Origin of the sequence: Kitasatospora sp. NPDC058063 (genome assembly GCF_042885395.1) — a bacterium.
In the GTDB taxonomy this organism is placed as follows: Bacteria; Actinomycetota; Actinomycetes; order Streptomycetales; family Streptomycetaceae; genus Kitasatospora; species Kitasatospora lactacystinica.
The window spans coordinates 352093-375358 of record NZ_JBHVSD010000008.1 but is presented as its reverse complement, the minus strand read 5'-3'; the positions used below and the strand labels follow the sequence as shown (position 1 = coordinate 375358).

At 73.2% G+C, this 23266-nt stretch carries 29 protein-coding genes and 1 pseudogene; 23 read left to right on the top strand and 7 right to left on the bottom strand.

The genetic code is table 11. From position 1 onward, the window contains the following. Positions 1-63 precede the first annotated feature (63 nt). The 3 genes from ACFVUY_RS17075 (at position 64) to ACFVUY_RS17065 (ending at position 2809) form a co-directional block, all read left to right on the top strand. Positions 64-1062, top strand: a complete 999-nt coding sequence (locus tag ACFVUY_RS17075) for an ABC transporter ATP-binding protein (protein ID WP_387694843.1) — start codon at positions 64-66, stop codon at positions 1060-1062. Then, the gene (locus ACFVUY_RS17070) at positions 1059-1868 is read left to right on the top strand and encodes an ABC transporter permease (protein ID WP_387730649.1); all 810 of its coding nucleotides are present in this window, start codon (positions 1059-1061) and stop codon (positions 1866-1868) included. The genes ACFVUY_RS17075 and ACFVUY_RS17070 overlap by 4 nt, the downstream gene beginning before the upstream one ends. Positions 1869-2005: 137 nt before the next feature. Then, on the top strand, positions 2006-2809 hold the full coding sequence (locus ACFVUY_RS17065) for a hypothetical protein (protein ID WP_387693448.1): 804 nt from the start codon (positions 2006-2008) through the stop codon (positions 2807-2809). A gap of 94 nt (positions 2810-2903) precedes the next feature. Here the strand turns inward: ACFVUY_RS17065 and ybaK are convergent, their stop codons facing one another. The 3 genes from ybaK to ACFVUY_RS17050 all read right to left on the bottom strand — a co-directional run bounded on the left by ybaK (position 2904) and on the right by ACFVUY_RS17050 (position 5886). Beyond that, a complete protein-coding gene (ybaK, locus tag ACFVUY_RS17060) occupies positions 2904-3398 on the bottom strand; it encodes a Cys-tRNA(Pro) deacylase (RefSeq protein WP_387693447.1) in 495 nt (164 codons plus the stop codon). A gap of 22 nt (positions 3399-3420) precedes the next feature. Continuing rightward, on the bottom strand, positions 3421-4149 hold the full coding sequence (locus ACFVUY_RS17055) for an LON peptidase substrate-binding domain-containing protein (RefSeq protein ID WP_387730646.1): 729 nt from the start codon (positions 4147-4149) through the stop codon (positions 3421-3423). Between the two features lie 156 nt (positions 4150-4305). Beyond that, on the bottom strand, positions 4306-5886 hold the full coding sequence (locus ACFVUY_RS17050) for an oxidoreductase (RefSeq protein WP_387693446.1): 1581 nt from the start codon (positions 5884-5886) through the stop codon (positions 4306-4308). A gap of 91 nt (positions 5887-5977) precedes the next feature. Between ACFVUY_RS17050 and hisD the strand changes: the two genes are divergently transcribed. Genes hisD through hisF form a run of 8 tightly spaced genes read left to right on the top strand, consistent with a single transcriptional unit; the run spans position 5978 to position 11925 of the window. Next, positions 5978-7285 (top strand): histidinol dehydrogenase, encoded by a 1308-nt coding sequence (gene hisD, locus ACFVUY_RS17045; protein WP_387693445.1) that lies wholly within the window; start codon positions 5978-5980, stop codon positions 7283-7285. After that, positions 7282-8466 (top strand): histidinol-phosphate transaminase, encoded by a 1185-nt coding sequence (locus ACFVUY_RS17040; protein WP_387730644.1) that lies wholly within the window; start codon positions 7282-7284, stop codon positions 8464-8466. Before hisD ends, ACFVUY_RS17040 begins: the two co-directional genes overlap by 4 nt. 5 nt (positions 8467-8471) lie before the next feature. Next, positions 8472-9065, top strand: a complete 594-nt coding sequence (gene hisB / locus ACFVUY_RS17035) for an imidazoleglycerol-phosphate dehydratase HisB (RefSeq protein ID WP_049650368.1) — start codon at positions 8472-8474, stop codon at positions 9063-9065. Continuing rightward, positions 9062-9214: a hypothetical protein gene (locus tag ACFVUY_RS17030; protein ID WP_359908297.1), complete on the top strand. Its 153-nt coding sequence runs from the start codon at positions 9062-9064 to the stop codon at positions 9212-9214. The genes hisB and ACFVUY_RS17030 overlap by 4 nt, the downstream gene beginning before the upstream one ends. Before the next feature lie 50 nt (positions 9215-9264). Beyond that, the gene (gene hisH / locus ACFVUY_RS17025; protein ID WP_359908295.1) at positions 9265-9900 is read left to right on the top strand and encodes an imidazole glycerol phosphate synthase subunit HisH; all 636 of its coding nucleotides are present in this window, start codon (positions 9265-9267) and stop codon (positions 9898-9900) included. A 20-nt stretch (positions 9901-9920) separates the two neighbouring features. After that, complete coding sequence (gene priA / locus ACFVUY_RS17020; RefSeq protein WP_380548722.1) at positions 9921-10643, top strand: bifunctional 1-(5-phosphoribosyl)-5-((5-phosphoribosylamino)methylideneamino)imidazole-4-carboxamide isomerase/phosphoribosylanthranilate isomerase PriA; 723 nt, start codon at positions 9921-9923, stop codon at positions 10641-10643. Then, a complete protein-coding gene (locus ACFVUY_RS17015) occupies positions 10640-11158 on the top strand; it encodes a RidA family protein (protein WP_387730642.1) in 519 nt (172 codons plus the stop codon). The genes priA and ACFVUY_RS17015 overlap by 4 nt, the downstream gene beginning before the upstream one ends. Beyond that, a complete protein-coding gene (hisF, locus tag ACFVUY_RS17010) occupies positions 11155-11925 on the top strand; it encodes an imidazole glycerol phosphate synthase subunit HisF (protein ID WP_387693442.1) in 771 nt (256 codons plus the stop codon). Before ACFVUY_RS17015 ends, hisF begins: the two co-directional genes overlap by 4 nt. Positions 11926-12006: 81 nt before the next feature. On the opposite strand, the gene ACFVUY_RS17005 is transcribed toward hisF, so the two are convergent. From ACFVUY_RS17005 to ACFVUY_RS16995, 3 genes are all read right to left on the bottom strand, one after another. Next, the gene (locus tag ACFVUY_RS17005) at positions 12007-12786 is read right to left on the bottom strand and encodes a VOC family protein (RefSeq protein WP_387693440.1); all 780 of its coding nucleotides are present in this window, start codon (positions 12784-12786) and stop codon (positions 12007-12009) included. Positions 12787-12964: 178 nt separating this feature from the next. Continuing rightward, positions 12965-13609: a TIGR03085 family metal-binding protein gene (locus ACFVUY_RS17000; protein ID WP_387730639.1), complete on the bottom strand. Its 645-nt coding sequence runs from the start codon at positions 13607-13609 to the stop codon at positions 12965-12967. Positions 13610-13618: 9 nt separating this feature from the next. Next, entirely contained in the window at positions 13619-14245 is a 627-nt protein-coding gene (locus ACFVUY_RS16995; protein ID WP_387730637.1) for a TetR/AcrR family transcriptional regulator, read from the bottom strand. Between the two features lie 110 nt (positions 14246-14355). Between ACFVUY_RS16995 and ACFVUY_RS16990 the strand changes: the two genes are divergently transcribed. Further along, positions 14356-15024 carry a hypothetical protein gene (locus tag ACFVUY_RS16990; RefSeq protein WP_387730634.1) on the top strand — a complete coding sequence of 223 codons (669 nt, stop codon included), beginning with the start codon at positions 14356-14358 and terminating at the stop codon, positions 15022-15024. Between the two features lie 306 nt (positions 15025-15330). Here ACFVUY_RS16990 and ACFVUY_RS16985 read toward each other — a convergent pair whose 3' ends face one another. Continuing rightward, positions 15331-15831 (bottom strand): hypothetical protein, encoded by a 501-nt coding sequence (locus ACFVUY_RS16985; protein WP_387730632.1) that lies wholly within the window; start codon positions 15829-15831, stop codon positions 15331-15333. A gap of 41 nt (positions 15832-15872) precedes the next feature. On the opposite strand from ACFVUY_RS16985, the pseudogene ACFVUY_RS16980 reads away from it, so the two are divergent. The 11 genes and pseudogenes from ACFVUY_RS16980 to trpM form a co-directional block, all read left to right on the top strand. Continuing rightward, positions 15873-16472 (top strand): annotated as a pseudogene (locus ACFVUY_RS16980) (tetratricopeptide repeat protein); the annotation flags it as partial. Positions 16473-16553: 81 nt separating this feature from the next. Beyond that, entirely contained in the window at positions 16554-17000 is a 447-nt protein-coding gene (locus ACFVUY_RS16975; RefSeq protein ID WP_359910217.1) for an NUDIX domain-containing protein, read from the top strand. Between the two features lie 179 nt (positions 17001-17179). Next, entirely contained in the window at positions 17180-17749 is a 570-nt protein-coding gene (locus ACFVUY_RS16970) for a hypothetical protein (protein ID WP_359910215.1), read from the top strand. Positions 17750-17829: 80 nt separating this feature from the next. After that, on the top strand, positions 17830-18201 hold the full coding sequence (gene hisI, locus ACFVUY_RS16965) for a phosphoribosyl-AMP cyclohydrolase (RefSeq protein WP_387730629.1): 372 nt from the start codon (positions 17830-17832) through the stop codon (positions 18199-18201). 37 nt (positions 18202-18238) lie between these two features. Further along, positions 18239-19762 carry an anthranilate synthase component I gene (locus ACFVUY_RS16960; protein WP_387693428.1) on the top strand — a complete coding sequence of 508 codons (1524 nt, stop codon included), beginning with the start codon at positions 18239-18241 and terminating at the stop codon, positions 19760-19762. A gap of 20 nt (positions 19763-19782) precedes the next feature. Then, positions 19783-20310 carry a Uma2 family endonuclease gene (locus tag ACFVUY_RS16955; RefSeq protein ID WP_387730627.1) on the top strand — a complete coding sequence of 176 codons (528 nt, stop codon included), beginning with the start codon at positions 19783-19785 and terminating at the stop codon, positions 20308-20310. A gap of 118 nt (positions 20311-20428) precedes the next feature. Continuing rightward, positions 20429-21013: a TIGR02234 family membrane protein gene (locus tag ACFVUY_RS16950; protein WP_387693426.1), complete on the top strand. Its 585-nt coding sequence runs from the start codon at positions 20429-20431 to the stop codon at positions 21011-21013. A 136-nt stretch (positions 21014-21149) separates the two neighbouring features. Further along, positions 21150-21413 carry an HGxxPAAW family protein gene (locus ACFVUY_RS16945; RefSeq protein ID WP_359910200.1) on the top strand — a complete coding sequence of 88 codons (264 nt, stop codon included), beginning with the start codon at positions 21150-21152 and terminating at the stop codon, positions 21411-21413. 102 nt (positions 21414-21515) lie between these two features. Beyond that, on the top strand, positions 21516-21956 hold the full coding sequence (locus ACFVUY_RS16940) for a DUF2752 domain-containing protein (protein WP_359910197.1): 441 nt from the start codon (positions 21516-21518) through the stop codon (positions 21954-21956). A 326-nt stretch (positions 21957-22282) separates the two neighbouring features. Then, the gene (gene trpC / locus ACFVUY_RS16935) at positions 22283-23089 is read left to right on the top strand and encodes an indole-3-glycerol phosphate synthase TrpC (protein WP_359910194.1); all 807 of its coding nucleotides are present in this window, start codon (positions 22283-22285) and stop codon (positions 23087-23089) included. Between the two features lie 10 nt (positions 23090-23099). Continuing rightward, positions 23100-23249: a tryptophan biosynthesis modulator TrpM gene (gene trpM / locus ACFVUY_RS16930; protein WP_188296911.1), complete on the top strand. Its 150-nt coding sequence runs from the start codon at positions 23100-23102 to the stop codon at positions 23247-23249. Positions 23250-23266: the final 17 nt, after the last annotated feature.

Sequence of the window (23266 nt, the reverse complement as noted above, 5' to 3'; positions counted from 1 at the left end):
GCCCGGGGGTCGGCAGGGCCCCGTTGTCCGGTTCGCCCGTACGAGCGCGTAGAGTCGTCGGTCGTGAACGAGACGGCCGGGCGAGCACCCGAGGAACCCCAGCCGTGCGCCGTCGTGCGCGACCTGGTCAGGACCTACCGCAGCGGGCGCGGCGCGGCCGCCACCGAGATCCGGGCCAACGACGGGATCACCCTCACCGTCCGCAGGGGCGAGATCTTCGGGCTGCTCGGGCCCAACGGAGCCGGGAAGTCGACGCTGGTGCGCCAGCTCACCGGGCTGCTGCGCCCCGACTCGGGATCCGTCGAACTCTTCGGCCACGACATCGTGCGGCACCCCGAGCGGGCCGCCCGGCTGCTCGGCTACCTCGGGCAGGAATCCACCGCGCTGGACGAGCTGACGGTGGCGCTCGCCGCCGAGACCACCGGACGGCTGCGCGGACTCACCCGGGCCCAGGCCCGCGGTACGGCCGCGGACGTGCTGACGGAGCTCGGGCTGGAGCCGCTCGCCACCCGGCCGCTCGCCAAGCTGTCCGGCGGGCAGCGGCGGCTCGCCTGCTTCGCGGCCACCCTGGTGGGGGACCGGCCGCTGCTCGTCCTGGACGAGCCCACCACCGGCATGGACCCCGTCGCCCGGCGGGCCGTGTGGAGCGCCGTGGACCGGCGGCGCGCCGAGCACGGCACGACGGTGCTGCTGGTCACCCACAACGTGATCGAGGCGGAGACGGTGCTCGACCGGGTCGCCGTGGTGGACGACGGCCGGGTGATCGCCTGCGACACGCCCGGCGGGCTCAAGGCGCTGGTGGACGGTGACGTCCGGCTCGACCTGGTCTGGCGGGACGAGGCGCCGGTCGGCGTGCCCGCCGTCGCCGCGCTGCGCGAGCGGGCCGAGTGCACCGGCCGCCGCTGGACCGTCCGCACCACCCCCGAGCAGGCCCGCGAACTGGTCGCCGCCGTCACCACCGGCCCGGCCTTCGCCGCCCTCGACGACTTCACCCTCGCCACCCCGAGCCTTGAGGACGCGTACCTCAAGCTGGGCGGCCGCCACGGAGGACTGGCCAAGTGACGCTGCTCTCGGTGCCCCCGCGGACCGACCGGTCCACGGCCGCCCCCGCTCCGCTCGCCCCCGCGGCCAGGCTGCTGCCGGCGCTCGCGGCCGTGTACCGGGCGCAGCTCGCCCGGGCACGGGTGGCGCGCATCCCGCTGCTGTTCGTGGCCACCTTCCAGTCCGTGGGCATCCTGGTGATGATGCGGGGCGTGGTGGACGCCGGCCAGTCCTCGGAGGCGCGGTCGGTGGTCGCCGGTTCGAGCGTGCTGGTGGTGGCCTTCGTCGCGCTGAACCTGCTCGCCCAGTACTTCGGGAAGCTGCGGGCCACCGGCGGGCTCGACCACTACGCGACGCTGCCGGTGCCGGCCGCCTCGGTGGTGCTGGGGGCGGCCGCCGCGTACGCCTCCTTCACCCTGCCCGGGACGCTCGCCACGGCGGTGTTCGGGGCGGTGATGTTCGGGCTGCCGCTCGGGCAGCTGTGGGTGCTGCTGGCGGTCGTGCCGCTGGCCGGGGCCGCGCTGTCCGGGCTGGGAGCGGTCTGCGGGCTGCTGGCGCCGCGCCAGGAGATCGCGACGATGCTCGGGCAGCTCGGGATGTCGGCGGCCCTGCTGCTGGGCGTGCTGCCGGTGAACCACCTGCCGCAGCCGGTGCAGTGGCTGCGGGACCTGCTGCCGTCCACGTACGGGGTGGACGCCTTCGCGCGGACGTTCGCGCCGGATCCGGACTGGGCGCTGGTGCTCGTGGACCTGGCGGTCTGCGCGGGGGTGGGCGTGGTGTCGCTGGCCGTCGCCACCTGGGCGTACCGGCGGGCGGTCTCGCGGTAGGGCGTCGCGCGGCGGGCCGTCCCGAGGTGCTGCCCGGTCCGGGGCGGCACGGGCCGGTGCGGGCCGGTACGGCGGTCGGTACGGCGGTCGGTACGGTGGTGGGTCGTTCGAGTGGCCGTCGTGAAACGATGGGGTCCGTGACCGTACCGAACACACCTCCGGATCCCGCCCCCGCCGACGTGCACGGCCCGCACGGCGTGCACGACGCGCGCGATGCGCAGGCGGTGCCGGACGCAGCGTCCGACCCGTTCGCGCCGCCGTACGGGGCCACCGCCCTCGGGCACGGGACGACCCCGCTGGGGCAGCGGCTGCTGCCGGAGGTCCGGATCGGGGCGGGGGTCGTGGTCGCCTGCCTGGTGGCCGGTCTCGTGGTGGCCGGGCTGTGGGCCTGGCTGGCGCCGAAGGTGCCGCTGGTGGTGGACGGGGACCGCATCCTCTACGCCGACCCCGAGGGGGAGCAGCGGGCCGGCGCCGACGCGGTGTTCGTGCTCATCTGCCTGGGGGCGGGGATCCTGACCGCGCTCGGCGCCTTCCTGGTCACCCGCAGGCGCGGCGGCGGCATCGCGGTCGCGCTGGGGCTGACCGTCGGCGGGCTGCTCGGGTCGATCGGGGCCTGGCGGATCGGGCGCTGGCTCGGGCCGGGCAACGACCTGATCGGTGAGGCCCGGCGGGTCGGCAACGGCGGGCACTTCGACGCGGGCATCGACCTGGGGGCGCTGGGGGCGCTGCTGGTCTGGCCGATGACGGCGATGGTGGTGCTGCTCCTGCTTTCGGCGGCGTTCGGCAAGCGCGAGGAGGACCCGCCGCCGTACTGGGCGCCGGTGGCGCAGTCGCCGCTGGGGGTGCCTCCGGCGGGGGCGCCGACGGGGCCGTGGGCCGGGCCGTACCCGGGACCGGGGTCGCAGCCGGGACCGGGAACGGGGAGCGGTACGGGGCACTGACGTACGCGTCGTCCCCTCGCGCCCCCGCGCCCCGCTTTCGCGGGGAAGGGGATCCGGGGGCACTCGGCTGGGCCCGGAGGGTGCTCGGCAGCGCTCAGCGGGCGATGGGGGCGGTGCTGGCCCTGGTGAGGCCGATGAGGTCGCCCGGGGCCAGTTCGACTTCGAGGCCGCGGCGGCCCGCCGAGACGTAGACCGTGGGGTGGCCGAGCGCGCTGGCGTCGACGACGGTCCGCAGCGGGCGGCGCTGGCCCAGCGGGGAGATGCCGCCGAGGACGTAGCCGCTGCTGCGCTCGGCGGCGGCCGGGTCGGCCATGGCGGCGCGCTTGCCGCCGACGGCCGCCGCCAGGGCCTTGAGGTCGAGTTGGCCGGCGACCGGGACCACGCCGACGGTGAGGGTGCCGTCCACGTCGGCGACGAGGGTCTTGAAGACCCGCTCGGGGGCGATGCCGAGGACCTCGGCGGCCTCGCCGCCGTAGGACGCGGCGGCCGGGTCGTGGTCGTAGGCGTGCACGGTGAACGGGACGGCGGCGGCTTCCAGGGCGACGGTGGCGGGCGTGCCCTGGCCGCCCTTCCTGGGCTTCTTGGCCATGTCGGGTCCTCGGGGTCCTCGGTCAGTTGGGGCTGAAGCGCTGGCGGGTGAGGTCGGCGGCGGGCAGCGAGGGCAGCCAGCTGAGGACGGCGCTCTCGCGGCGCAGCAGGTCGAGTTCGGCGCGCAGCCGCTGGGCGTTGTCCGGGCAGGCGAGCAGCTGCTGCTTGACCGGGGTCTCGAACACCGAGGCGGCGGCGACCAGGTAGGAGAGCACCTGCGGGTCGTCCGGGAGCTCCTGGTGGCCGACGGTGCTGGCCTCGCGGGCGCCGGCCAGGCGCTTCTGGTAGACCCGGAACGCCCGCTCGACCTCGGAGGCCAGCGCGCCGGAGCCCTCGCCGGGGCGCTCGTCGATCGGCTCGATCTCACCGGTCAGGTACGGGCCGGAGACGTCCGCCGAGCGCAGCCGGAACCGGGTGGTGCCGGTGACCAGCAGCTCGTAGCGGCCGTCCGGCTGGTGCTCGACCGAGGCGATGTCGGCGACGCAGCCGATGTGGAACATCGCCTCCAAGGGGTCCCCGGTGACGGTGCCGAGGCCGTCCAGCGGGCCGGCCGGGCCCCCCTCGGGTCTGACCGGGGCGACCTCCCGGCCGTCCCTGATCGCGAGCACGCCGAACCGCCGGGGGGTGTCCTCGGACTGTTCGAGCAGGTCGGCGACGAGACGGCGGTAGCGCTCCTCGAAGACGTTCAGGGGCAGCACCAGGCCCGGGTAGAGCACGGTGTTCAGCGGGAAGAGCGGCAGCCGTTCTGTCACGGCGGACAGCGTAGTTCCCCGGGCGGGGGCCTTGTCGCACGGTCGGCGGGGTCGGCCGTCGACGAGGCGGCCGCCGACGGGCCGATCGGCGCCCGCCGACCGCCGACCGCCGACTGCCGACGGGTCGATGGGCCGACGGGCCGGCCGTCGGCCGGCTCAGCCGCGCTGGAGCATCCTGGTGGCGCCGGTGACGACCGTGGAGGCGAGCAGCCAGCCGATCACGACCAGTCCGGCGGAGATCCACTGGGTGAGGCCCGCGGGGTTCCAGCCGCCCTGGTTGAGGTCCACGATCGGCAGCAGCTGGTTGAGGGTGTACAGCACCGGGTTCCAGTGCGGGCGCTCGTCGGCCTTGAGCGGCTCCAGCGGGTGGGTGGCGAACCAGAGGCTGCCGAGGATCCAGGCGAGCAGCAGCCACAGTCCCGCCCGGCCGGGCCGGTAGCCGTAGCCGACGGTGACGTCCTGGACCGCGCCCCAGACCCGGGCGGGCAGCGGCAGGGTGCGCCGGCGCCGGCGCTGCTTGGCGTACAGCACCTCGCGGGCGTCGTCGTCGGCGCCGTCGCGGCGCAGGGCGGTGGCGAGCTGCTCGTAGGACTCCGGCTGGAAGTCCACCGAGGAGCCCTCCAGCCAGGCGATCCGCTGCTGGACGGTGAAGGGGCGGGCCGGACGCAGGTTCTCGTACACGAAGCCGGTGAGGCGCAGGTGCTTGCCGAGCGGCCACGCCTCCGGGGCGTCGACCAGGTTGCCGATCCGGGCGCGGGAGAGCGAGACGGTGCCGGTGGGGCGGAACTTGCAGGTGAAGCGCAGCTCGGGGGTCTGGATGCGGCTCAGCGCGAGTTCGTCCGTGTCCGCCAGGTGGAACTCGCCGGAGATCAGGCAGGCGCTGTCGAAGCGCGAGTCGGAGAGGCGGACCTGGCCCCAGGCGCGGAACGGGGTGACCGGGCCGTCCGGCGGCGGGTACTCGCCGTAGCCGGAGCCGTAGTAGCCGCGCGAGCCGGACCAGCCGCGGTCGGCGGAGCCGGTCAGGTACAGGGTGTGGCCGACACTGACCCGGACGGCGTTGAAGCAGATGCGGTTCTTTTCCGGGACGGCGCGCAACTGGGCGCCGCGCAGCGAGAGCCGGCCGCCTATCCGGGCCGTCCGTATGCTCAACTCGCCCGTGGTCTCCAGGCGTTCGGCCTCGAAGTCCTGGTTGACGGTGATCCCGTCGGCGGAGACGGCACGGGCGAAGCGGTCGCCGCCGACCACCGTCTGGTTGAGCAGCAGGTCGGTGCCGATCTTGGAGTCGGTGAGCCGGATGCCCTCGGGGACGCGGCAGCGGGCCAGGTGGAGGTCGCCGGTGGTGGAGAGCCGGGAGGCCTCCAGCCGGGGGATGAGGCAGCCCACGAAGCGCAGCGTCGAGGCCACGGCCTCGGACATCAGGATCTTCTGGTCGAAGCGGCAGCCGTGGACCTCGACGTAGCGGTCGATGTCGGCGCCGGCCAGCTTGAGCGCCCCGGTGACCAGCACGCCGCTGAGCCGCAGCGAGGCGACCCGCCCGGCGGCGGGCTCCGGGCCGGCCAGCAGCAGATGAGCGAGCACCTCGGCGCGGACGGTGCGCTCGGGGCCCCAGACGGCGTCGCCGAAGGGGTCGTCGGCCTCCGCCTCGCCCGTACGAAGGTCCAGGATCTCGCCCTCGCGGTAGGCCTCCCAGAGCCTCCGCTCGACCCCGTTCCAGCCCTCCGGAGCACGCTCCGCCATGGTTTCCCCCGTCCCCCCGGTCGTCTCGCCCTTCGTATCACGGACTGAAATGCGGGACCAGCGGTTCCGGCCACTCCTTACACTGGGTGGCGTGATCTCTCGAATCGACCTCCGCGGCTCGCTGGACGACCCGCGTGACCTGCTGCCCCGTGCCGAGTTCGACGTCGCGGCCGCCCTGGAGAAGGTGCGGCCGATCGCCGAGGACGTACGCCATCGCGGGGTCGCGGCGCTGATCGAGATCACCGAGCGCTTCGACGGCGTCCGGCTGGAGTCGACCCGGGTCCCGGCCGAGCAGCTGACCGCGGCACTGGAGACGCTGGACCCGAAGGTCCGGGCCGCGCTGGAGGAGTCGATCCGCCGGGCCCGAGCCGTGCACGCGGACCAGCGCCGCACCGGGCACACCACCCAGGTGGTGCCGGGCGGCACGGTCACCCAGCGCTGGGTGCCGGTCGAGCGGGTCGGCCTGTACGTGCCGGGCGGGCTGGCGGTCTACCCGTCCTCCGTGGTGATGAACGTGGTGCCGGCCCAGGCGGCGGGCGTCCGGGGCATCGCCGTCACCTCGCCGCCGCAGAAGGAGTTCGGCGGCCGCGTCCACCCGACCATCCTGGCGGCCTGCGCGCTGCTCGGCGTGGAGGAGGTGTACGCCGTCGGCGGCGCCCAGGCGGTCGCGATGTTCGCCCTCGGCACCGAGGAGTGCGCGCCGGTGAACATGGTCACCGGCCCGGGCAACATCTACGTGGCCGCCGCCAAGCGCTACTTCGCCGGCCGGATCGGCATCGACTCCGAGGCCGGCCCGACCGAGATCGCCGTCCTCGCCGACGACAGCGCGCTGGCGTCCGACGTCGCCGCCGACCTGATCAGCCAGGCCGAGCACGGCCCGACCTCCGGCTCGGTGCTGGTCACCGACTCCCCGGCACTGGCCGACGCGGTCGAGGCCGAGCTGGCCGTGCAGGTCGCGAGGACCAAGCACGGCGAGCGGGTGGCCGAGGCGCTGGGCGGCAGGCAGTCCGGCATCATCCTGGTCGACGACCTGGAGCAGGGCCTCGCCGTGGTCAACGCGTACGCGGCCGAGCACCTGGAGATCCAGACCCGCGACGCCCACGCCGTGGCGGCCCGGGTGGTCAACGCCGGTGCGATCTTCATCGGCCGCTGGACCCCGGTCTCGCTGGGCGACTACGCGGCCGGCTCCAACCACGTGCTGCCGACCGGCGGCTGCGCCTGCCACTCCTCCGGGCTGTCGGTGCAGACCTTCCTGCGCGGCGTCCAGGTCGTCGAGTACGACCGGGAGGCGCTGGCGGACGTCGCCGCGCACGTGGTCACCCTGGCGAACGCCGAGGACCTGCCGGGGCACGGGGACGCGATCAAGGCTCGTTTCGATTGGACGGTGCCGGGCTCGTGACTGCCATCGATGATCTGCCGGTCCGGGACGAGCTGCGCGGCCAGTCCCCGTACGGCGCGCCGCAGCTGGACGTGCCCGTCCAGCTGAACACCAACGAGAACCCCTACCCGCTGCCCGAGGAACTGGTCGCCCGGATCGCCGAGCGCGTCGCCGAGGCCGCCCGCGGGCTGAACCGCTACCCCGACCGGGACGCGGTCGAGCTGCGCGAGGGCCTCGCCGCGTACCTCGGCAAGACCACCGGCTTCCCCGTCCGGCGTGAGCAGGTGTGGGCGGCCAACGGCTCCAACGAGGTGCTCCAGCAGCTGCTGCAGACCTTCGGCGGCCCCGGCCGCAGCGCGCTCGGCTTCGAGCCCTCGTACTCGATGCACGCGCTGATCTCCCGGGGCACCGGCACGGCCTGGATCTCCGGGCCGCGCAACGAGGACTTCACCATCGACGTGGACGCCGCCGTCGCCGCCATCGCGGAGCACCGGCCGAACGTGGTCTTCGTCTGCTCGCCCAACAACCCGACCGGCACCGCCGTGGACGCCGACACCGTGCTGCGGCTGTACGAGGCCGCGCAGGCCGCCCGGCCCAGCCTGGTGGTGGTGGACGAGGCGTACGTCGAGTTCTCGCACCGCGCCTCGCTGCTGCCGCTGATCGAGGGCCGCCCCAACCTGGTGGTCAGCCGCACCATGTCCAAGGCCTTCGGCGCGGCCGGGCTGCGCCTGGGCTACCTGGCCGCCGACCCGGCCGTGGTGGACGCGGTGCAGCTGGTGCGCCTGCCGTACCACCTGTCGGCCGTCACCCAGGCCACCGCGCTGGCCTGCCTGGAGCACACCGACACCCTGCTGGGGTACGTCGGGCGGCTCAAGGAGGAGCGCGACCGGCTGGTCGACGCGCTGCGGGGAATGGGCCTGGAGGTCACCGACTCGGACGCCAACTTCGTCCAGTTCGGCCGCTTCGCCGACACCCACGCGGTGTGGCAGGCCATCCTCGACCAGGGCGTCCTGGTCCGCGACAACAGCGTCCCCGGGTGGCTGCGCGTCACCGCTGGCACGCCCGCCGAGAACGACGCCTTCCTGGACGCCGTCCGCACCGCCCTCCCTCCCTCCTTGCCCGCCGCCGGACAGGAGGGGCCCAAGCCCACCCCCACCCTTGATCGAGCACGCTCCGCGCGCGCTGCCAGTCAGGAGCTGTAACCCCCATGTCCCGCATCGGACGCGTCGAGCGCACCACCAAGGAGACCTCGGTCCTGGTCGAGATAGACCTCGACGGCACCGGGAGGACCGACATCTCCACGGGCGTCGGCTTCTACGACCACATGCTCGACCAGCTCGGCAGGCACGGCCTGTTCGACCTCACCGTCAAGACCGACGGCGACCTGCACATCGACACCCACCACACCATCGAGGACACCGCCCTCGCGCTCGGCGCCGCCTTCAAGCAGGCGCTCGGCGACAAGGTGGGCATCTACCGCTTCGGCAACTGCACGGTGCCGCTGGACGAGTCGCTCGCCCAGGTCACCGTGGACCTCTCCGGCCGGCCGTACCTGGTGCACACCGAGCCCGAGGGCATCGCGCCGATGATCGGCTCGTACGACACCACGATGACCCGGCACATCCTGGAGTCCTTCGTGGCCCAGGCGCAGATCGCGCTGCACGTCCACGTGCCGTACGGGCGCAACGCGCACCACATCGTGGAGTGCCAGTTCAAGGCGCTGGCCCGGGCGCTGCGCTACGCCGCCGAGCGCGACCCGCGCGCGGCCGGAATCCTCCCGTCGACCAAGGGTGCGCTGTGAGCAATACCGCGATGATCCTCATCTTCGTCGGCCTCTTCCTGGCCGGCGGAGTCATCTCCTTCTGGAAGCAGAAGCACTCGAAGAGCGTCATCCTGGTGCTCGCCTTCGGCTCCGTGATGTGCCTGGCCTCCGGCCTCCTGCGCCTGTAGACCCGCCGCCGGGACCCGCCGCCCGCCGCACAGAGACTGGACACCTGAACATGGGCAAGAACGTCGTCGTCCTCGACTACGGCTCCGGCAACCTCCGCTCGGCGCAGCGCGCCCTGGAGCGGACCGGAGCGGACGTCACCGTCAGCTCCGACTACGACACCGCGATGGCCGCGGACGGCCTGCTCGTCCCCGGCGTGGGCGCCTTCGAGGCCTGCATGCGCGGACTCAAGTCCGTCCGCGGGGACTGGATCGTGGGCCGCCGGCTCGCCGGCGGCCGACCGGTCATGGGCATCTGCGTCGGCATGCAGATCCTCTTCGAGAAGGGGGTCGAGCACGGCGTGGAGACGGCCGGCTGCGACGAGTGGCCGGGCACCGTGGAGCCGCTGGACGCCCCCGTCGTCCCGCACATGGGCTGGAACACCGTGGACGCGCCCGCGGAGAGCCGGATGTTCGCCGGCCTCGACCCGCAGACCCGCTTCTACTTCGTGCACTCCTACGGGGTGCGGCACTGGGAACTGGAGGCCCACAGCGCGCGGATCAACCCGCCGCTGGTCACTTGGGCCACCCACGGGCAGCCGTTCGTCGCGGCCGTCGAGAACGGCCCGCTCTGGGCCACCCAGTTCCACCCCGAGAAGTCCGGCGACGCCGGCGCCGCCCTGCTGACCAACTGGGTCAACACCCTCTGACTGTCTGAGAGTTGGATCTGATGAGCCTCGAACTGCTGCCCGCCGTCGACGTCCGGGACGGACAGGCCGTCCGCCTGGTCAAGGGCGCCTCCGGCACCGAGACCTCCTTCGGCGAGCCGCTCGCCGCCGCCCTCGCCTGGCAGAACGCCGGCGCCGAGTGGCTGCACCTGGTCGACCTGGACGCCGCCTTCGGCACCGGCTCCAACTACGAGCTGCTGCGCGACGTCACCGGCCGGCTGGACATCAAGGTCGAGCTGTCCGGCGGCATCCGCGACGACGAGTCGCTCGCCCGCGCGCTCGCCACCGGCTGCACCCGGGTCAACCTCGGCACCGCCGCCCTGGAAGCCCCGGAGTGGGTCGCCAAGGCCATCGCCGAGCACGGCGACAAGATCGCCGTCGGCCTGGACGTCGTCGGCACCACCCTGCGCGGCCGCGGCTGGACCCGCGACGGCGGCCAGCTCTTCGAGGTGCTGGAGCGCCTCGACCAGGAGGGCTGCGCCCGCTACGTCGTCACCGACGTCAACCGGGACGGCACCCTGACCGGCCCCAACCTCCAGCTGCTGCGCGACGTCTGCGCCGCGACCGCCAAGCCCGTGGTCGCCTCCGGCGGCGTCTCCTCGCTCGACGACCTGCGCGCCATCGCCTCGCTCGTCGGTGAGGGTGTCGAGGGAGCCATCGTGGGCAAGGCACTCTACGAGCAGAAGTTCACCCTCGAAGAGGCCCTGGAGGCGGTTTCAGGATGACGGATGGTCGGATCGTACGCGGCGAGGTCGAACACGGCGCGGTCGGGCACGGCGCGGTCGGGCGCGGTGCGGTCGTGCGCGGCCGGGTCGGCGGATTCTCCCCCTGGGAGGACGAGTTCGGCTACTCCCGGGCGGTCGCCGCGGGGGACCACGTGCACGTGGCCGGCTCCACCGCCTGGGTGGACGGCCGGATCGAGCACGAGGGCGACCCGTACCGGCAGACCCTCGCCGCGTTCGGCGTCGGGCTCAAGGCCCTGGCCGCGTACGGTCTGACCATCGACGACGTGGTCCGCACCCGGATGTACATCACCCACGTCCGCGACGCCGAGGAGGTGGGCCGCGCCCACCGTGAACTCTTCGACGCCGCACGCCCGGCGGCCACCATGGTGGTGGTCGAGGGACTCATCGACTCCCGGATGATGGTCGAGATCGAGCTCGACGCCTACCGGTCCGGGCTGGCGAAGACCCTGGAAGCACTGGAAACCCTGGAAGCCCTGGAAGGCGAACAGCCGTGACCCTCGCAGTACGTGTCATCCCCTGCCTGGACGTCGACGCCGGGCGGGTGGTCAAGGGCGTCAACTTCCAGAACCTGCGCGACGCCGGCGACCCGGTCGAGATGGCCAAGCTCTACGACGCCGAAGGCGCCGACGAGCTCACCTTCCTCGACATCACCGCCTCCTCCGGCGACCGGGAGACCACCTACGACGTGGTCCGCCGCACCGCCGAGCAGGTCTTCATCCCGCTGACGGTGGGCGGCGGCATCCGTGCCGTCGAGGACGTCGACAAGCTGCTGCGGGCCGGCGCCGACAAGGTCGGCGTCAACACCGCGGCCATCGCCCGGCCCGAGCTGATCCGCGAGATCGCCAAGCGCTTCGGCCGGCAGGTCCTGGTGCTCTCGGTGGACGCCCGGCGCTGCCCGCCCGGGACGGAGACCGCGTCGGGCTACGAGGTCACCACGCACGGCGGGCGGCAGGGCACCGGCCTGGACGCCGTCGAATGGGCGGGCCGCGCCGCCGAGTTGGGCGCGGGCGAGATCCTGCTCAACTCGATGGACGCGGACGGCACCAAGGACGGCTACGACCTGGAGATGATCCGGGCCGTGCGCAAGGCCGTCTCGGTGCCGGTGATCGCCTCCGGCGGAGCGGGCAGGCTCGCCGACTTCGCGCCGGCCGTCGAGGCGGGCGCGGACGCGGTGCTGGCCGCCAGCGTGTTCCACTTCGGGGACCTGCGGATCGGCGACGTCAAGGGCGCGCTGCGCGAGGCCGGGTACCCGGTGCGCTGACGTTCGGCGCGTGCGTTCCGCGCGTGTTCCGTGCGTGACGAGGGCCCGCGGTTCCCGGAACCGCGGGCCCTCGCCGCACCCTCAGGACTCCTGGGGCTCGCCCTTGATCAGCGCGAAGGGAGCGCCGTTCGGGTCCGCCAGCCAGGCCAGCCGGCCGACGTTCTCCACGTCCGCGGCCGGCATCAGCACCGAGCCGCCGGCCGCCGTCGCCCTGGCGATCACCGCGTCCACGTCCTCGGCGGCGAAGTACGGCGTCCAGGCGGAGGGCTGCTCCGGGGACATCGTCGGGGCGATGCCGCCGAAGCTGGTGTCCCGCTGGTCGCCCTCGGCGGTGGAGAGCACCCGGTAGGTCATGCCCGGCGACGGCTCGAAGTTCTCCACCCGCCAGCCGAACAGCTGCCGGTAGAAGGCGAAGGCGCCGTCCGGGTCGGAGGTGTGCAGTTCGGCCCAGACCAGGGCGCCCTCCTCCGACACGGCGTCCAGGCCCTTGGTGTTGCCGGACTGCCAGACGGCGAACCGGGCTCCCTGCGGGTCCGAGAACTGTGCCAGTCGGCCCTCCTGCATCACGTCCATCGGCTCGACCAGGACCTTGCCGCCGGCCTGCCGGACGCCATTGGCGGTGGCGTCCGCGTCGGAGCTGCGGAAGTACGTCGTCCAGGTGGACGGGTCACCCTCGTTGAGCGAGCCGATCGCGCCGACGGTCTTCCCGTTCAGCTGGACGAAGCCGTAGCCACCGGTGTCGGGGATCTCCAGGAAGGTCCAGCCGAAGACCGTGCTGTAGAACGCGGCCGTGGCGGGGATGTCCGGGCTGCCCAGGTCGATCCAGCAGGGCGAGCCGATGGGGAAGTCGGTGGTGAGCATGGCGGTGTGCCCTTCGACGGACGGGACGGCCGGGCGGCCCGGGGCGGACCCCGGCCACCTGCGAGTCTGCACCCGGGCACTGACATCCGCAGCCGGGGAAGCCGCCGGGGAAGCCGCCGGGCGAGCGGCGTCCGGCGCCGCGGTCCCCGGTGGCCCGGCGGAGGTGTGGTCCCGCGGTCTACCTCGGGGGCAGGGGAAGGACGTGGCGCAGGGCCTCGACGGCGTCGGAGGCACCGTCGACGGAGAGGGCGGTCAGGGCCCCGCGGCCGTAGGTGAAGAGCACCAGCTCGCCGGGTTCGCCGGTGACGCGGACGGTGGCGGCTCCGGCCGGGCCGACGGTGAGGGAACGGCCGTCCGGGTGGGTGAGTGCCAGGCGGACGGGGGAGCGGCGGCCCGCCTCCAGGCGGGCGATGAGCGGGAGGCGGCGCCAGAGGGCCTCGGCGCGCCCGGGCGGCACGGGCTGAGCGGTCCAGTCCTCGGCCGCCCGTACGACGTCCTCGGCGTGGACGAAGTACTCCACGGTGTTCGCCGCCTCGTCCGCGCCGGGCAGGGCGAACGGGGAGTAGACCGGAGGCCCGGCCCGGAACAGGCGCACCAGTTCTTCGTACGGCCGCTCGGCGTACCCGTCCTGCACCCGCCGCGTCCACCCGGCCAGCGCCCCGACCCGGATGCCGGCCGCCGCGTCGGGCCGGCGCTCCCGGACCACCAGGTGGGCGGCGAGGTCCCGGGTCGTCCACCCGGCGCAGAGCGTGGGCGCGTCCGGCCCGGCGGCGGTGAGGAGTTGGGCGAGCCGGTGGCGTTCGGCGAGGGCGTGGTTCGACATGCCGTCAGCCTAGGGGAGCGTCGCGATGCCGGCGCAGAGCAGGCGGACGCTTCGCGCGAACTTCTCGTCCTGGCTGTGGCGGGGTGTGGACGGGTCCATGAGGAGGGGGAACCGTTCGCGCAGTTCGGTGTAGAGCTCGGCGGTGACGGGTGGGGGTGTCGCGGGCTGGTTCTGTTCCTGGAGGACGAAGCCGGTGACGTGACTGAGCAGGGTGTCGGCGGCGATGTGGCAGTGGTCGGCGGGCAGGCCGGCGTCGAGGAGGGTGCGCAGGAGGCGTTCCATCAGGGAGAGGGCGCCGGTGCTGAGCATGCCGGGGCTCTCGGCGAGGAGTTGGGCGCCGCCGGGGTGCTGCTTGATGCTCAGGCGCAGGGCGGTGGCCTGGGCCTGTGTGTGGTCCTGCCAGGTGGCGGTGGGTGGGAGGGCACTGAGGGCTCGCGTGCCGGCGTCGTAGGCCCGGAGACAGACCCGGTCGGCCATCAGGGCGAGGAGTTCGTCCTTGCCGCGTACGTGGTAGTAGAGGCTGCCCGCGTGGGCGTCGAGCCGGTCGGCGACCTGGCGCATGGACAGGTTCTGGTAGCCGACCTCGGCGAAGACGGCCATGCCCGCGTCGACGATGCGGTCCTTGGTGAGCTTCATGCCCTCACCGTACAGCGTTTTCCAACACCGTTCGAAAGCTGTGCTAGCTTTGCCCCGTCAAGTTTTCGAACGGTGTTGGAAAATGCCGGATCCAGGGGGAGGGGCCGGACATGGGGGCGATCGTCTTCAACGTGACCACGGCCGCACTGATGGTCATGATGGTCAACTGCGGGCTCGGCGTGGTGGGCCGCGACACCCTGCGCGGACGGCCGCTCCCGTGGGCCGCGATCGCCCTGACCGCGGTCGCCGTCGCGGGAGTGCTGCTCCAACTCCTCTGGTCCGGCGCGATGGACGCGCTGGACGCGGACCCCGCCAAGTCCGGCTGGTGGCGCGAGCTCACCTCGGTGTTCATGCAGAACGGCGGCCTGTTCGGCGGCCTGTGGAACCTCGTCACCCTCGCCGCCGTCGCCGCGCTCGCCCAGTGGTACTGGGGCGCTCCGCTCACCCTCGGCTTCTTCCTCGCCGGCATCCTGCTGCCCGGCCGCATCGACACCCTGCTCGGCCTCGGCGGCGGCCCCAGCACCGACCCGCGCAACTTCGCCGGCAGCTCCGGCGCCACCTACTTCCTCGGCGCCACCCTCGCCCTCGCCCTCCTCACCCGCACCCGCCTCCCCAAGGAGATCGCCCTCGCCGCCGGCGTCCCCGCGCTGGGCCTCGCGATGTGGCTCGCCCAGGAGAACGGCCACGGGCTGGTGTCCGTCTACGGCTTCGCCCTCGCGGCGGCCGTCTGGGCCGTCCGCCGCCGCCTGCCCCGCCCGGCCCCCGGCCGGACGGCCTGACCCGCAGCCCGACGGCCGCTCGCGGCACGCCGGCAACGACGGCCCCGACCGGTTCGGTCGGGGCCGTCGTCCGCGCTGGTGGACGGACGGTGGGCAGGCGGGATCAGACTTCATGAGAGGTGGCGTGGTTTACGTGTGCTCGACCAGTTCTCTCGTGCGCCGTGAGTGGTGAATCCGCGTGCTGACTTCTGACGGCTGCCTTCTCGCAGGGGGAGGCCACCGTCTGTCGTTCCGGGCTTTGATGCTGCTCGCCTCGCTGCCCGGGGGCGGCGGGCAGCATCGGTCATGGGCCCCGGTCTTTGTGGTTCAGACATCGACTCCGGCGAGGAGTCGTGCTGCCCGAGCGGGGTCGAGATCCCACTGAAGGGCGATCGTTGTCAGACCATCCAGTTGCCGATAGTCATCGTTTGGGTGGCCGGTTGCGCCATGAGCGATGGCGGCGGCAAGGGTCGGAATGCCTGAGTTTCGGAGGGCTTCGGCCTCGGTGGCTTCACCTTCCACCCGGAGAGCCAGGCCCTCAAGGAAGCCGACGACCGTCTCGGCGACCGAATTTCCCAGCCGGAGTTCCGCGATGGCGCGGCACGCCTGGTGGAACCGCGCCGCCGCCTGGTCTGCGACTTCCTGATGCCGAGGGTCGATGTCCCGAACGCTTGCAAGGTAAGCCAATCCGGAGAGGCATTGAAGGGCCTGGTGAGCATCGATGCAGGCATCGGTGAGTGGGGTCGGGTGTGCCGCGGGCAGTGCTGTCTTCCAAGTGTCGAAGAGTTCGCTTCCAGGCCACAGCGTCGTCTGGAGTTGCTGTGCCATGAGTCTGACCGGCCTGCCGGCGATCAGAGGTACGGACTGCCCTACGGCCCCTGGCCCACCAAGCGCTCAGCCTCAAGCTGTCCAACCACTGTGTCGCGCTGATCGAGAACGCGCTCACCCGAAGCATCGGACGGGTGGACAGTAGGACCGAAGCGTTGCTCCACATCACCCATGCACGCGTTTTTGCTGCAATCCGTGATAAGCCTGCGGCAGCCAAGGCGCTCCTCGCAGCGGAGAACTCGCTTACCCGTGGCGGCGATCAGCAGCCGAGCTTCTCGCTCGTCAGTGGACCGGCAGCCGGCACCGTCGCCAGCCATACGGCGCGTACTCTCACTGATCTTGGAGATCACGTGGGAACGGAGCGGCAGCACCGTGCCGCATTGATCCGTTGGGACGCCGAGAAGTACAGGAGAGTCCATGCCCTCACCTATGCCGATCTCGGCGACAGCGTGGAGGCGCAGGCGCGGGCGGACGAGGCGGTGGCGATCTGGGGGCGGGCGCTCGATCTGATGGAAGGTATGACTTCGGATCGGACGAGAAAGGCGATCTCTTCGATTCGCCCACGCTTGGCGGTCTACCGTAGGCGTGGTGTCCCAGGAGCCGTTGACTTGGAACGCCGCGTACGCGAGGCACTGACATGACAGCCGCACCGCAGGAAGGACCCGACCGACGTGGCTCACTCGACCGTTGATCAGAGCACTCTCGAACCGGCCACGGAGTCGATGACCTTGCTGGTCGCGGCTGTCATCGTCCATGATCTCGAAGCCCAGCGGGTCGTTCTCCTGCGGAGAGGGCCCAAGGCGAAGTTTGCGCAGGGCATGTGGGATCTGCCGGTTGGCAAGAACGAACCCGGCGAGCCGATCACGGAGACCGCGGTGCGTGAGCTCAGGGAGGAGACAGGACTCGTTGTCAGCCCTGAGGATTTGTGCCTGGCCCACGTCATCCACGGGGCCCGGGGCGTCGAGGCGCCCAACGGCTTTCTGACCGTCGTCTTCGCCGCTCATCGGTGGTCCGGCGAACTTGCCAACGGGGAGCCTGACAAGCACTCGGAAGTGGCGTGGGTCGGTGTCGATGCCGTACCGGACGAATTTGTCTCCACCACTAAGGGGGCACTGATCAGCTACCTCGGCGATGGTCCGAGCATTTCCCTCGACTCATGGCAGGGTTGACTGCGGTGTGGGCTCTCGGCATGCCGAGAGCCCACACCGGAATCCCGTCCATCTGAATAGCTTTTGTTCTCCTGAGGGAGTGTCCCACGGCATCGCTGCAGGTGTGGATGGCAGCCCGGATGAGGGGAGTTCGGCGAACTGCCTGCCGGGGAGGGGACGGGTGGGCCATCCTCGTGGCCATGACCTCCGAGCAGTCGCCGTCCGCAGGCGGGCCCCGCCCGTCCCGCGGCCTGGTCCTCACCGTCGCCGCCGTGCTGGTCGTCCTGCTCGCGGTGGTGGCCACCGCGGTGCTGTGGCCGGACGACAAGAAGCCGGCCGCCGCGCCGCCGCCGCCCACGCCGACTCCCACGGCCACCCAGACACCGACACCCACCCCTACGCCCACGCCGCAGCCGCCGTACGCGTTCTTCCCGGTCGGCGCCTGCTTCGACCACCCGCAGCTGAGCCCGGTGATCACAAAGCCCGAGGAACGCCCCTGCGCCGGCGACCACGACGGCGAGGTGATCGCCGACCTCAAGCTCGCGGACGGCATCACCGGCGACATTCCGCTCGCGCTCGCCATGCGGGACGGCTGCAAGGAGGCCGAAGCCGCCGCCAAGGCCCGGCAGGGCGACGGGAAGACCTACTACGGCCGCCAGTTCGGCCCGGCGACCGCCAACTACCAGCAGGGCTGGCGCGACTACACCTGCACCCTGACCGCGAGCAACAAGCAGGGCGGCCCCAAGCTCACCGGGCAGCTGCACCCGTAACGGCCCCGTTGCCGGCGGCGCTCCGGCGCAGGGAGCGCCGCCCCGCGGGGCAGCCGGGGCGGGCTGACACAATGGTGCTCATGTCCACCACACCCGCCGCCCCCGGCAGCACCGCCCTCGCACCCGAGATCGCCGCGCGGCTCAAGCGCTCCGAGGACGGGCTGGTCCCGGCCATCGCCCAGCAGTACGACACCGGCGAGGTGCTGATGCTCGGCTGGATGGACGACGAGGCGCTGCACCGCACCCTCACCACGGGCCGCTGCACCTACTGGAGCCGCAGCCGCCGCGAGTACTGGGTGAAGGGTGACACCTCGGGCCACGCCCAGGCGGTCAAGTCGGTGGCCCTGGACTGCGACGGCGACACCCTGCTGGTGAAGGTCGACCAGACCGGTGCGGCCTGCCACACCGGCGACCGCACCTGCTTCGACGCCGACGTGCTCCCGCTGTCCTGACCCCACCCGTCCACAACTCCAGAAGGTGCCGCCCGTCATGGATCTCGAAGCCTTCCGCAAGCTCGCCGTCGACACCCGGGTCATCCCGGTCACCCGCAGGCTCCTCGCGGACGGCCTCACCCCGATCGGCCTCTACCGCAGCCTCGCCGAGGAGCGCCCCGGCACCTTCCTGCTGGAGTCCGCCGAGCAGGGCCGCAGCTGGTCGCGCTACTCCTTCGTGGGGGTGCGCAGCGCCGCCGCGCTCACCGTCGGCCCGGACGGCGGGGCGCGCTGGCTCGGCAGCCCGCCGGTCGGCATCCCCACCGCCGGCGACCCGCTGGAGGTGCTGCGCGCCACCCTGCAGGCCCTGCACACCCCGCGCCGCCAGGACGACGGCCTGCCGCCGCTCACCGGCGGCCTGGTCGGCTACCTCGGCTACGACATCGTCCGCCGGCTGGAGAAGCTGCCCGACCTCAACCCGGACGACCTGGGCCTGCCCGAGCTGACCATGCTGCTCGCCACCGACCTCGCGGTGCTCGACCACGTCGACGGCACGGTGCTGCTGATCGCCAACGCCGTCAACCACAACGACCTGGCCAGCGGCGTGGACGAGGCCTGGGCGGACGCGGTGGCCCGGCTGGACGCGATGGAGGCCGAGCTGTTCAAGCCGGTCGACCCGGGCCTGGCCACCTTCACCCCGGCCGGCCCCGGCGAGGTGCACTCGCCGTTCGGCGGCGAGCCGTACCGGGCCGCGGTGGAGGAGATCAAGGAGCGGATCCGGGCCGGCGAGGCCTTCCAGGTGGTGCCCTCGCAGCGCTTCGAGGCGCCCTGCCCGGCCTCCGCGTTGGACGTCTACCGGGTGCTGCGCACCACCAACCCCAGCCCGTACATGTACCTGTTCCGCTTCCCCGGCCCGGACGGCGGGACCGAGGGCGGCTTCGACGTGGTCGGCTCCAGCCCGGAGGCGCTGGTCAAGGTCAGCGACGGCGAGGCGATGCTGCACCCGATCGCCGGCACCCGGCACCGCGGCGCCACCCCGCACGAGGACGCGGAGCTGGCCGCCGAGCTGCTCGCCGACCCCAAGGAGCGGGCCGAGCACCTGATGCTGGTGGACCTCGGCCGCAACGACCTCGGCCGGGTCTGCGAGCCGGGCAGCGTCGAGGTGGTCGACTTCATGCACATCGAGCGCTACAGCCACGTGATGCACATCGTCTCGACGGTGACCGGCAAGGTCGCCCCGGGGCGCACCGCCTTCGACGTGCTGACCGCCTGCTTCCCGGCCGGCACCCTCTCCGGCGCGCCCAAGCCCCGGGCGATGCGGATCATCGAGGAGCTGGAGCCCACCCGCCGCGGCCTGTACGGCGGCTGCGTCGGCTACCTGGACTTCGCCGGGGACTCGGACACCGCGATCGCGATCCGCACCGCCGTGCTGCGCGGCGGCACCGCGTACGTGCAGGCCGGCGCGGGCGTGGTCGCCGACTCCGACCCGCACGGCGAGGACACCGAGTGCCGGAACAAGGCGGCCGCCGTGCTGCGGGCGGTCGCCACCGCCAATACGCTGCGGAGGCCGGAACTGTCCTGAGGTGCGAGGAGGCGGCCGGGATGCCCGAGGTGCCGTACGACGAGCTGCGCTGGGCGGTCGTGCTCGGCGCCGCCGGACAGCTCGGCGAGCAGCCGGCGGGCCACGGCCGGGTGCTCTCCGGGGTGGCGGTCGACTTCCCGGGGGCACGCGGCGCACCCGCGCCCGACTCCGCACCCGCACCCGCACCTGATCCGGGGTCGGGTTCCGTACCCGTGCCCGAACCCGGCACGGTGCTCGCCCCGGACCTGGCCGTGCTCGCCCGGGACGCGGTGCGGGGCGGGCGGGGCCGGTTCGCCGCGGCCGGGGTCGAGGCGGTGCTGGAGGTGGCCCGGCCCGGCCTGGCGGAGGCGGCGAGGGCGTACGCGCGCAGCGGCGTGCCGCTGTACGTGGTGGTCGATCCGGTGGCGGCGGTCTGCACCGTGCACACCGCGCCGTCCCCCGAGGGGGTGTACCGGGAGGCGGAGCGGGTGCCGTTCGGCAACGACCTGTTCCTGCCGCTCGGCGGCCGGACGGTGGTGCTGCGGACGGACGACTTCCCCACGCCGTGACCCACCCTGTCCGCGACGCCGTGACCCACCCCGTTCCCCGCCCGGTTCCCTTCCCGTTCCCCACCCCGTGACCCACCCCGGGTACGGACCAGGGCGTCGGCCGGGGGATAGTGGACGGGTGACTGAGCAGACCCCCGCCCCCGCCAAGCCCGGCCGCCGCACCCTCGGCGTGATGCTGCTGCTGACCGTGCTGAGCGCCGTGCTGGTGCTGACCGCGGTCGGGCGGACCTGGGCCGAGGGCCGGGCCGGCACCCTGGACGTGTCCGTCAGCGGCGGGAAGATCTCCGAACTGCCCGGCGGGCTGGCCCTGGTGGGCCTCGCCGCGGCCGTCGCGGTGTTCGCGGTCCGCGGCGTCGGACGGCTGGCGGTCGGCGCGCTGACGCTGCTGGCCGGGCTGGGCGTGGCCGCCGCCTCGGTGGCCGGGGCGGGCGACACCGCCGCGCTGGACACCGAGGCCGCCCGCAAGCTGGCGCTGACCGGCTCGGCGGCCACCGAGGTCTCGCACACCGCCTGGCCCTGGGTCGCGCTGGTCGGCGGGCTGCTGCTTGCGCTGGCCGGACTGCTCACCCTGCGCTACGGCCGGGGCTGGCCCGCGATGGGCAGCCGCTACGAGGCGCCGACCCGCAAGGCCCCGGCCAAGACCGACACGCCGGGGGACCTGTGGAAGGCCCTGGACCGGGGCGAGGACCCGACCGCGGTGTGAGCTGCGCGCATGTGACGCGATAGACCCGCCACCCGCTTTGGGCCACCGGTGTGTGGCCCGGCACAATGGAACCCGTCAACCCGCCGGCGGCCCCGCAGGCCCGGCCGGGCCCCGAGAGCCAAGGAGCACCACTCAGATGGCAGCAGCAGCACACGGCCACACCCCCGCCGCCTGGACCGGCGTCGTCATCTCCTTCGTCGGCTTCGGCATTGCGGGCGTCGCGATGATCCTGCCGTCGGTGCTGCTCGTCTGGGTCGGCCTGGCGGTCGTCCTGGCCGGCGGCGTGGTCGGCAAGGCCATGTCCATCGCGGGCATGGGCCAGCAGGCCAGCACCAACGTCTACAAGTCGGCCGAGGAGCAGGTCGCGGCCCGCGAGGCCCGCGCCGCCGTCGCCGCCTGACGACGGGTTCGTCGCACCACACGTTTGTCGTACATCGGAACGGCGGGCGCGCCACGCCCGCCGTTTCGTCGTGTCCGGGCCCGACCCGGGCAGAATCGGGGCGTGACCTCCGCCCCCACCGCTTCCGCCCCGCCGCCCGTGCTGCGCCGGCTGAGCCCGCCGCTGACCGCGCTGGCGGCGGTGGCCGTCCCCACCGCCTACGTCGCCGTGGTGGACCCGAACACCCCCGGGCACTACCCCGACTGCCCGTTCCTGACCGCCACCGGCTGGTGGTGCCCCGGTTGCGGGGGGCTGCGCTGCGTCCACGCGCTGACCCACGGGGACCTCACCGGCGCCTTGCACGACAACGCCGTCGCCGTCCTGCTGTTCGGGGTGCTGGCGGTGCTCTGGCTGCGCTGGGGCTGGGCCGCGCTGACCGGCGGACCGCCGCCCAGGACCACCGTCGGGGCCCGGCGCTGGGTGCTGATCGCGCTGCTGGTGCTGGTGTTCACCGTGGTGCGGAACTCGCCGGTCGGCGCCGGGCTGGCACCGCCGCTGGTGTGATCGGGCCCGTCGAGCCGTTCTGCCGGGCCGGGCCGTGAGCCGCCGGGCCGGGCCGTGAACCGCCGTTGCGGGCCGTCGGCCCCGTTTCCCGGCCACCGGTCGGCTCCGGCCGAAACGCGTCCTAAACCGGTGCGAAGTCCGTCCGAAAACCGGTGCGGGGCCGGTGAAGCCCCAGCTGGGGACCGCCGTTGCGGGGGTCCGGTCCGCGAGACGTGGTTCGAACCGATGCGCCCCCCGCCCCCGGGTGCCGATACCATCGAAGTGCCGGTGGGCCGTCGCCCGCCGACTCGCGCCGACCAACTGGCAGAAAAGATGGGGGCTCCTGAGTGAGTGTGCTCGACTCGATCATCGAAGGGGTCCGCGAGGACCTCGCCGAGCGACAGGCCCGGGTCTCCCTGGACGAGCTCAAGGAGCTCGCCGCCAGGGCACCGGAGGCCAAGGACGGCGTCGCCGCCCTCAGGGGCGACGGGGTCCGGGTGATCTGCGAGGTGAAGCGCTCCAGCCCGTCCAAGGGCGCCCTGGCCTCGATCGCCGATCCGGCCGCCCTGGCGGTCGACTACGCGGCCGGCGGTGCGGCCGCGATCAGCGTGCTGACCGAGCAGCGCCGCTTCGGCGGGTCGCTGGCCGACCTGGACGCCGTCCGCGCCGCGGTGGAGACCCCGCTGCTGCGCAAGGACTTCATCGTCACCGCCTACCAGCTGTGGGAGGCCCGTGCGCACGGCGCCGACCTCGCGCTGCTGATCGTCGCGGCCCTCGACCAGCCGGCCCTGGTGTCGCTGATCGAGCGCGCCGAGTCGATCGGCCTCACCCCGCTGGTCGAGGTGCACGACGAGGAGGAGATCAAGCGCGCGGTGGACGCCGGTGCGCGGATCATCGGCGTCAACGCCCGCAACCTCAAGACGCTCGAAGTGGACCGCAACACCTTCGAGAACGTCGCCCACGCCATCCCGGACGGTATCGTCAAGATCGCCGAGTCCGGCGTGCGCGGCCCGCTGGACGTGATCAACTACGCCAACCTCGGCGCCGACGCGGTACTCGTCGGCGAAACCCTGGTGACCGGCAAGGACCCGCGTGCCGCGGTCGCCGACCTGGTCGCCGCCGGGGCCCACCCCGCCGTCCGGCACAAGGACTGACACCCATCCCATGAAGATCGCCGCCCGACTCGCCCCCGGTTGCCGCCCGCGCGGCTGCCGCGCACCCGCACGCCGGGTGCTGGGGCGTCGGGTGCGGTACGTCATCGGGTGCGAGCCCGGGCAGGTGCCGGGGCGGCGATGGCGCGTGACGTCCGGCTGAATCCGGTCCGGCCGACC

What these genes read in the sequence shown, in the direction of transcription:
- ybaK (WP_387693447.1), bottom strand. Translation starts at nt 3,398, where the DNA reads ATGGCCAAGAAGCCCAGGAAGGGCGGCCAGGGCACGCCCGCCACCGTC.
- ACFVUY_RS17050 (WP_387693446.1), bottom strand. Translation starts at nt 5,886, where the DNA reads ATGGCGGAGCGTGCTCCGGAGGGCTGGAACGGGGTCGAGCGGAGGCTC.
- hisB (WP_049650368.1), top strand. Translation starts at nt 8,472, where the DNA reads ATGTCCCGCATCGGACGCGTCGAGCGCACCACCAAGGAGACCTCGGTC.
- hisH (WP_359908295.1), top strand. Translation starts at nt 9,265, where the DNA reads ATGGGCAAGAACGTCGTCGTCCTCGACTACGGCTCCGGCAACCTCCGC.
- priA (WP_380548722.1), top strand. Translation starts at nt 9,921, where the DNA reads ATGAGCCTCGAACTGCTGCCCGCCGTCGACGTCCGGGACGGACAGGCC.
- ACFVUY_RS17015 (WP_387730642.1), top strand. Translation starts at nt 10,640, where the DNA reads ATGACGGATGGTCGGATCGTACGCGGCGAGGTCGAACACGGCGCGGTC.
- ACFVUY_RS17005 (WP_387693440.1), bottom strand. Translation starts at nt 12,786, where the DNA reads ATGCTCACCACCGACTTCCCCATCGGCTCGCCCTGCTGGATCGACCTG.
- ACFVUY_RS17000 (WP_387730639.1), bottom strand. Translation starts at nt 13,609, where the DNA reads ATGTCGAACCACGCCCTCGCCGAACGCCACCGGCTCGCCCAACTCCTC.
- ACFVUY_RS16995 (WP_387730637.1), bottom strand. Translation starts at nt 14,245, where the DNA reads ATGAAGCTCACCAAGGACCGCATCGTCGACGCGGGCATGGCCGTCTTC.
- ACFVUY_RS16990 (WP_387730634.1), top strand. Translation starts at nt 14,356, where the DNA reads ATGGGGGCGATCGTCTTCAACGTGACCACGGCCGCACTGATGGTCATG.
- ACFVUY_RS16985 (WP_387730632.1), bottom strand. Translation starts at nt 15,831, where the DNA reads ATGGCACAGCAACTCCAGACGACGCTGTGGCCTGGAAGCGAACTCTTC.
- ACFVUY_RS16975 (WP_359910217.1), top strand. Translation starts at nt 16,554, where the DNA reads ATGACCTTGCTGGTCGCGGCTGTCATCGTCCATGATCTCGAAGCCCAG.
- ACFVUY_RS16970 (WP_359910215.1), top strand. Translation starts at nt 17,180, where the DNA reads ATGACCTCCGAGCAGTCGCCGTCCGCAGGCGGGCCCCGCCCGTCCCGC.
- hisI (WP_387730629.1), top strand. Translation starts at nt 17,830, where the DNA reads ATGTCCACCACACCCGCCGCCCCCGGCAGCACCGCCCTCGCACCCGAG.
- ACFVUY_RS16960 (WP_387693428.1), top strand. Translation starts at nt 18,239, where the DNA reads ATGGATCTCGAAGCCTTCCGCAAGCTCGCCGTCGACACCCGGGTCATC.
- ACFVUY_RS16955 (WP_387730627.1), top strand. Translation starts at nt 19,783, where the DNA reads ATGCCCGAGGTGCCGTACGACGAGCTGCGCTGGGCGGTCGTGCTCGGC.
- ACFVUY_RS16945 (WP_359910200.1), top strand. Translation starts at nt 21,150, where the DNA reads ATGGCAGCAGCAGCACACGGCCACACCCCCGCCGCCTGGACCGGCGTC.
- trpM (WP_188296911.1), top strand. Translation starts at nt 23,100, where the DNA reads ATGAAGATCGCCGCCCGACTCGCCCCCGGTTGCCGCCCGCGCGGCTGC.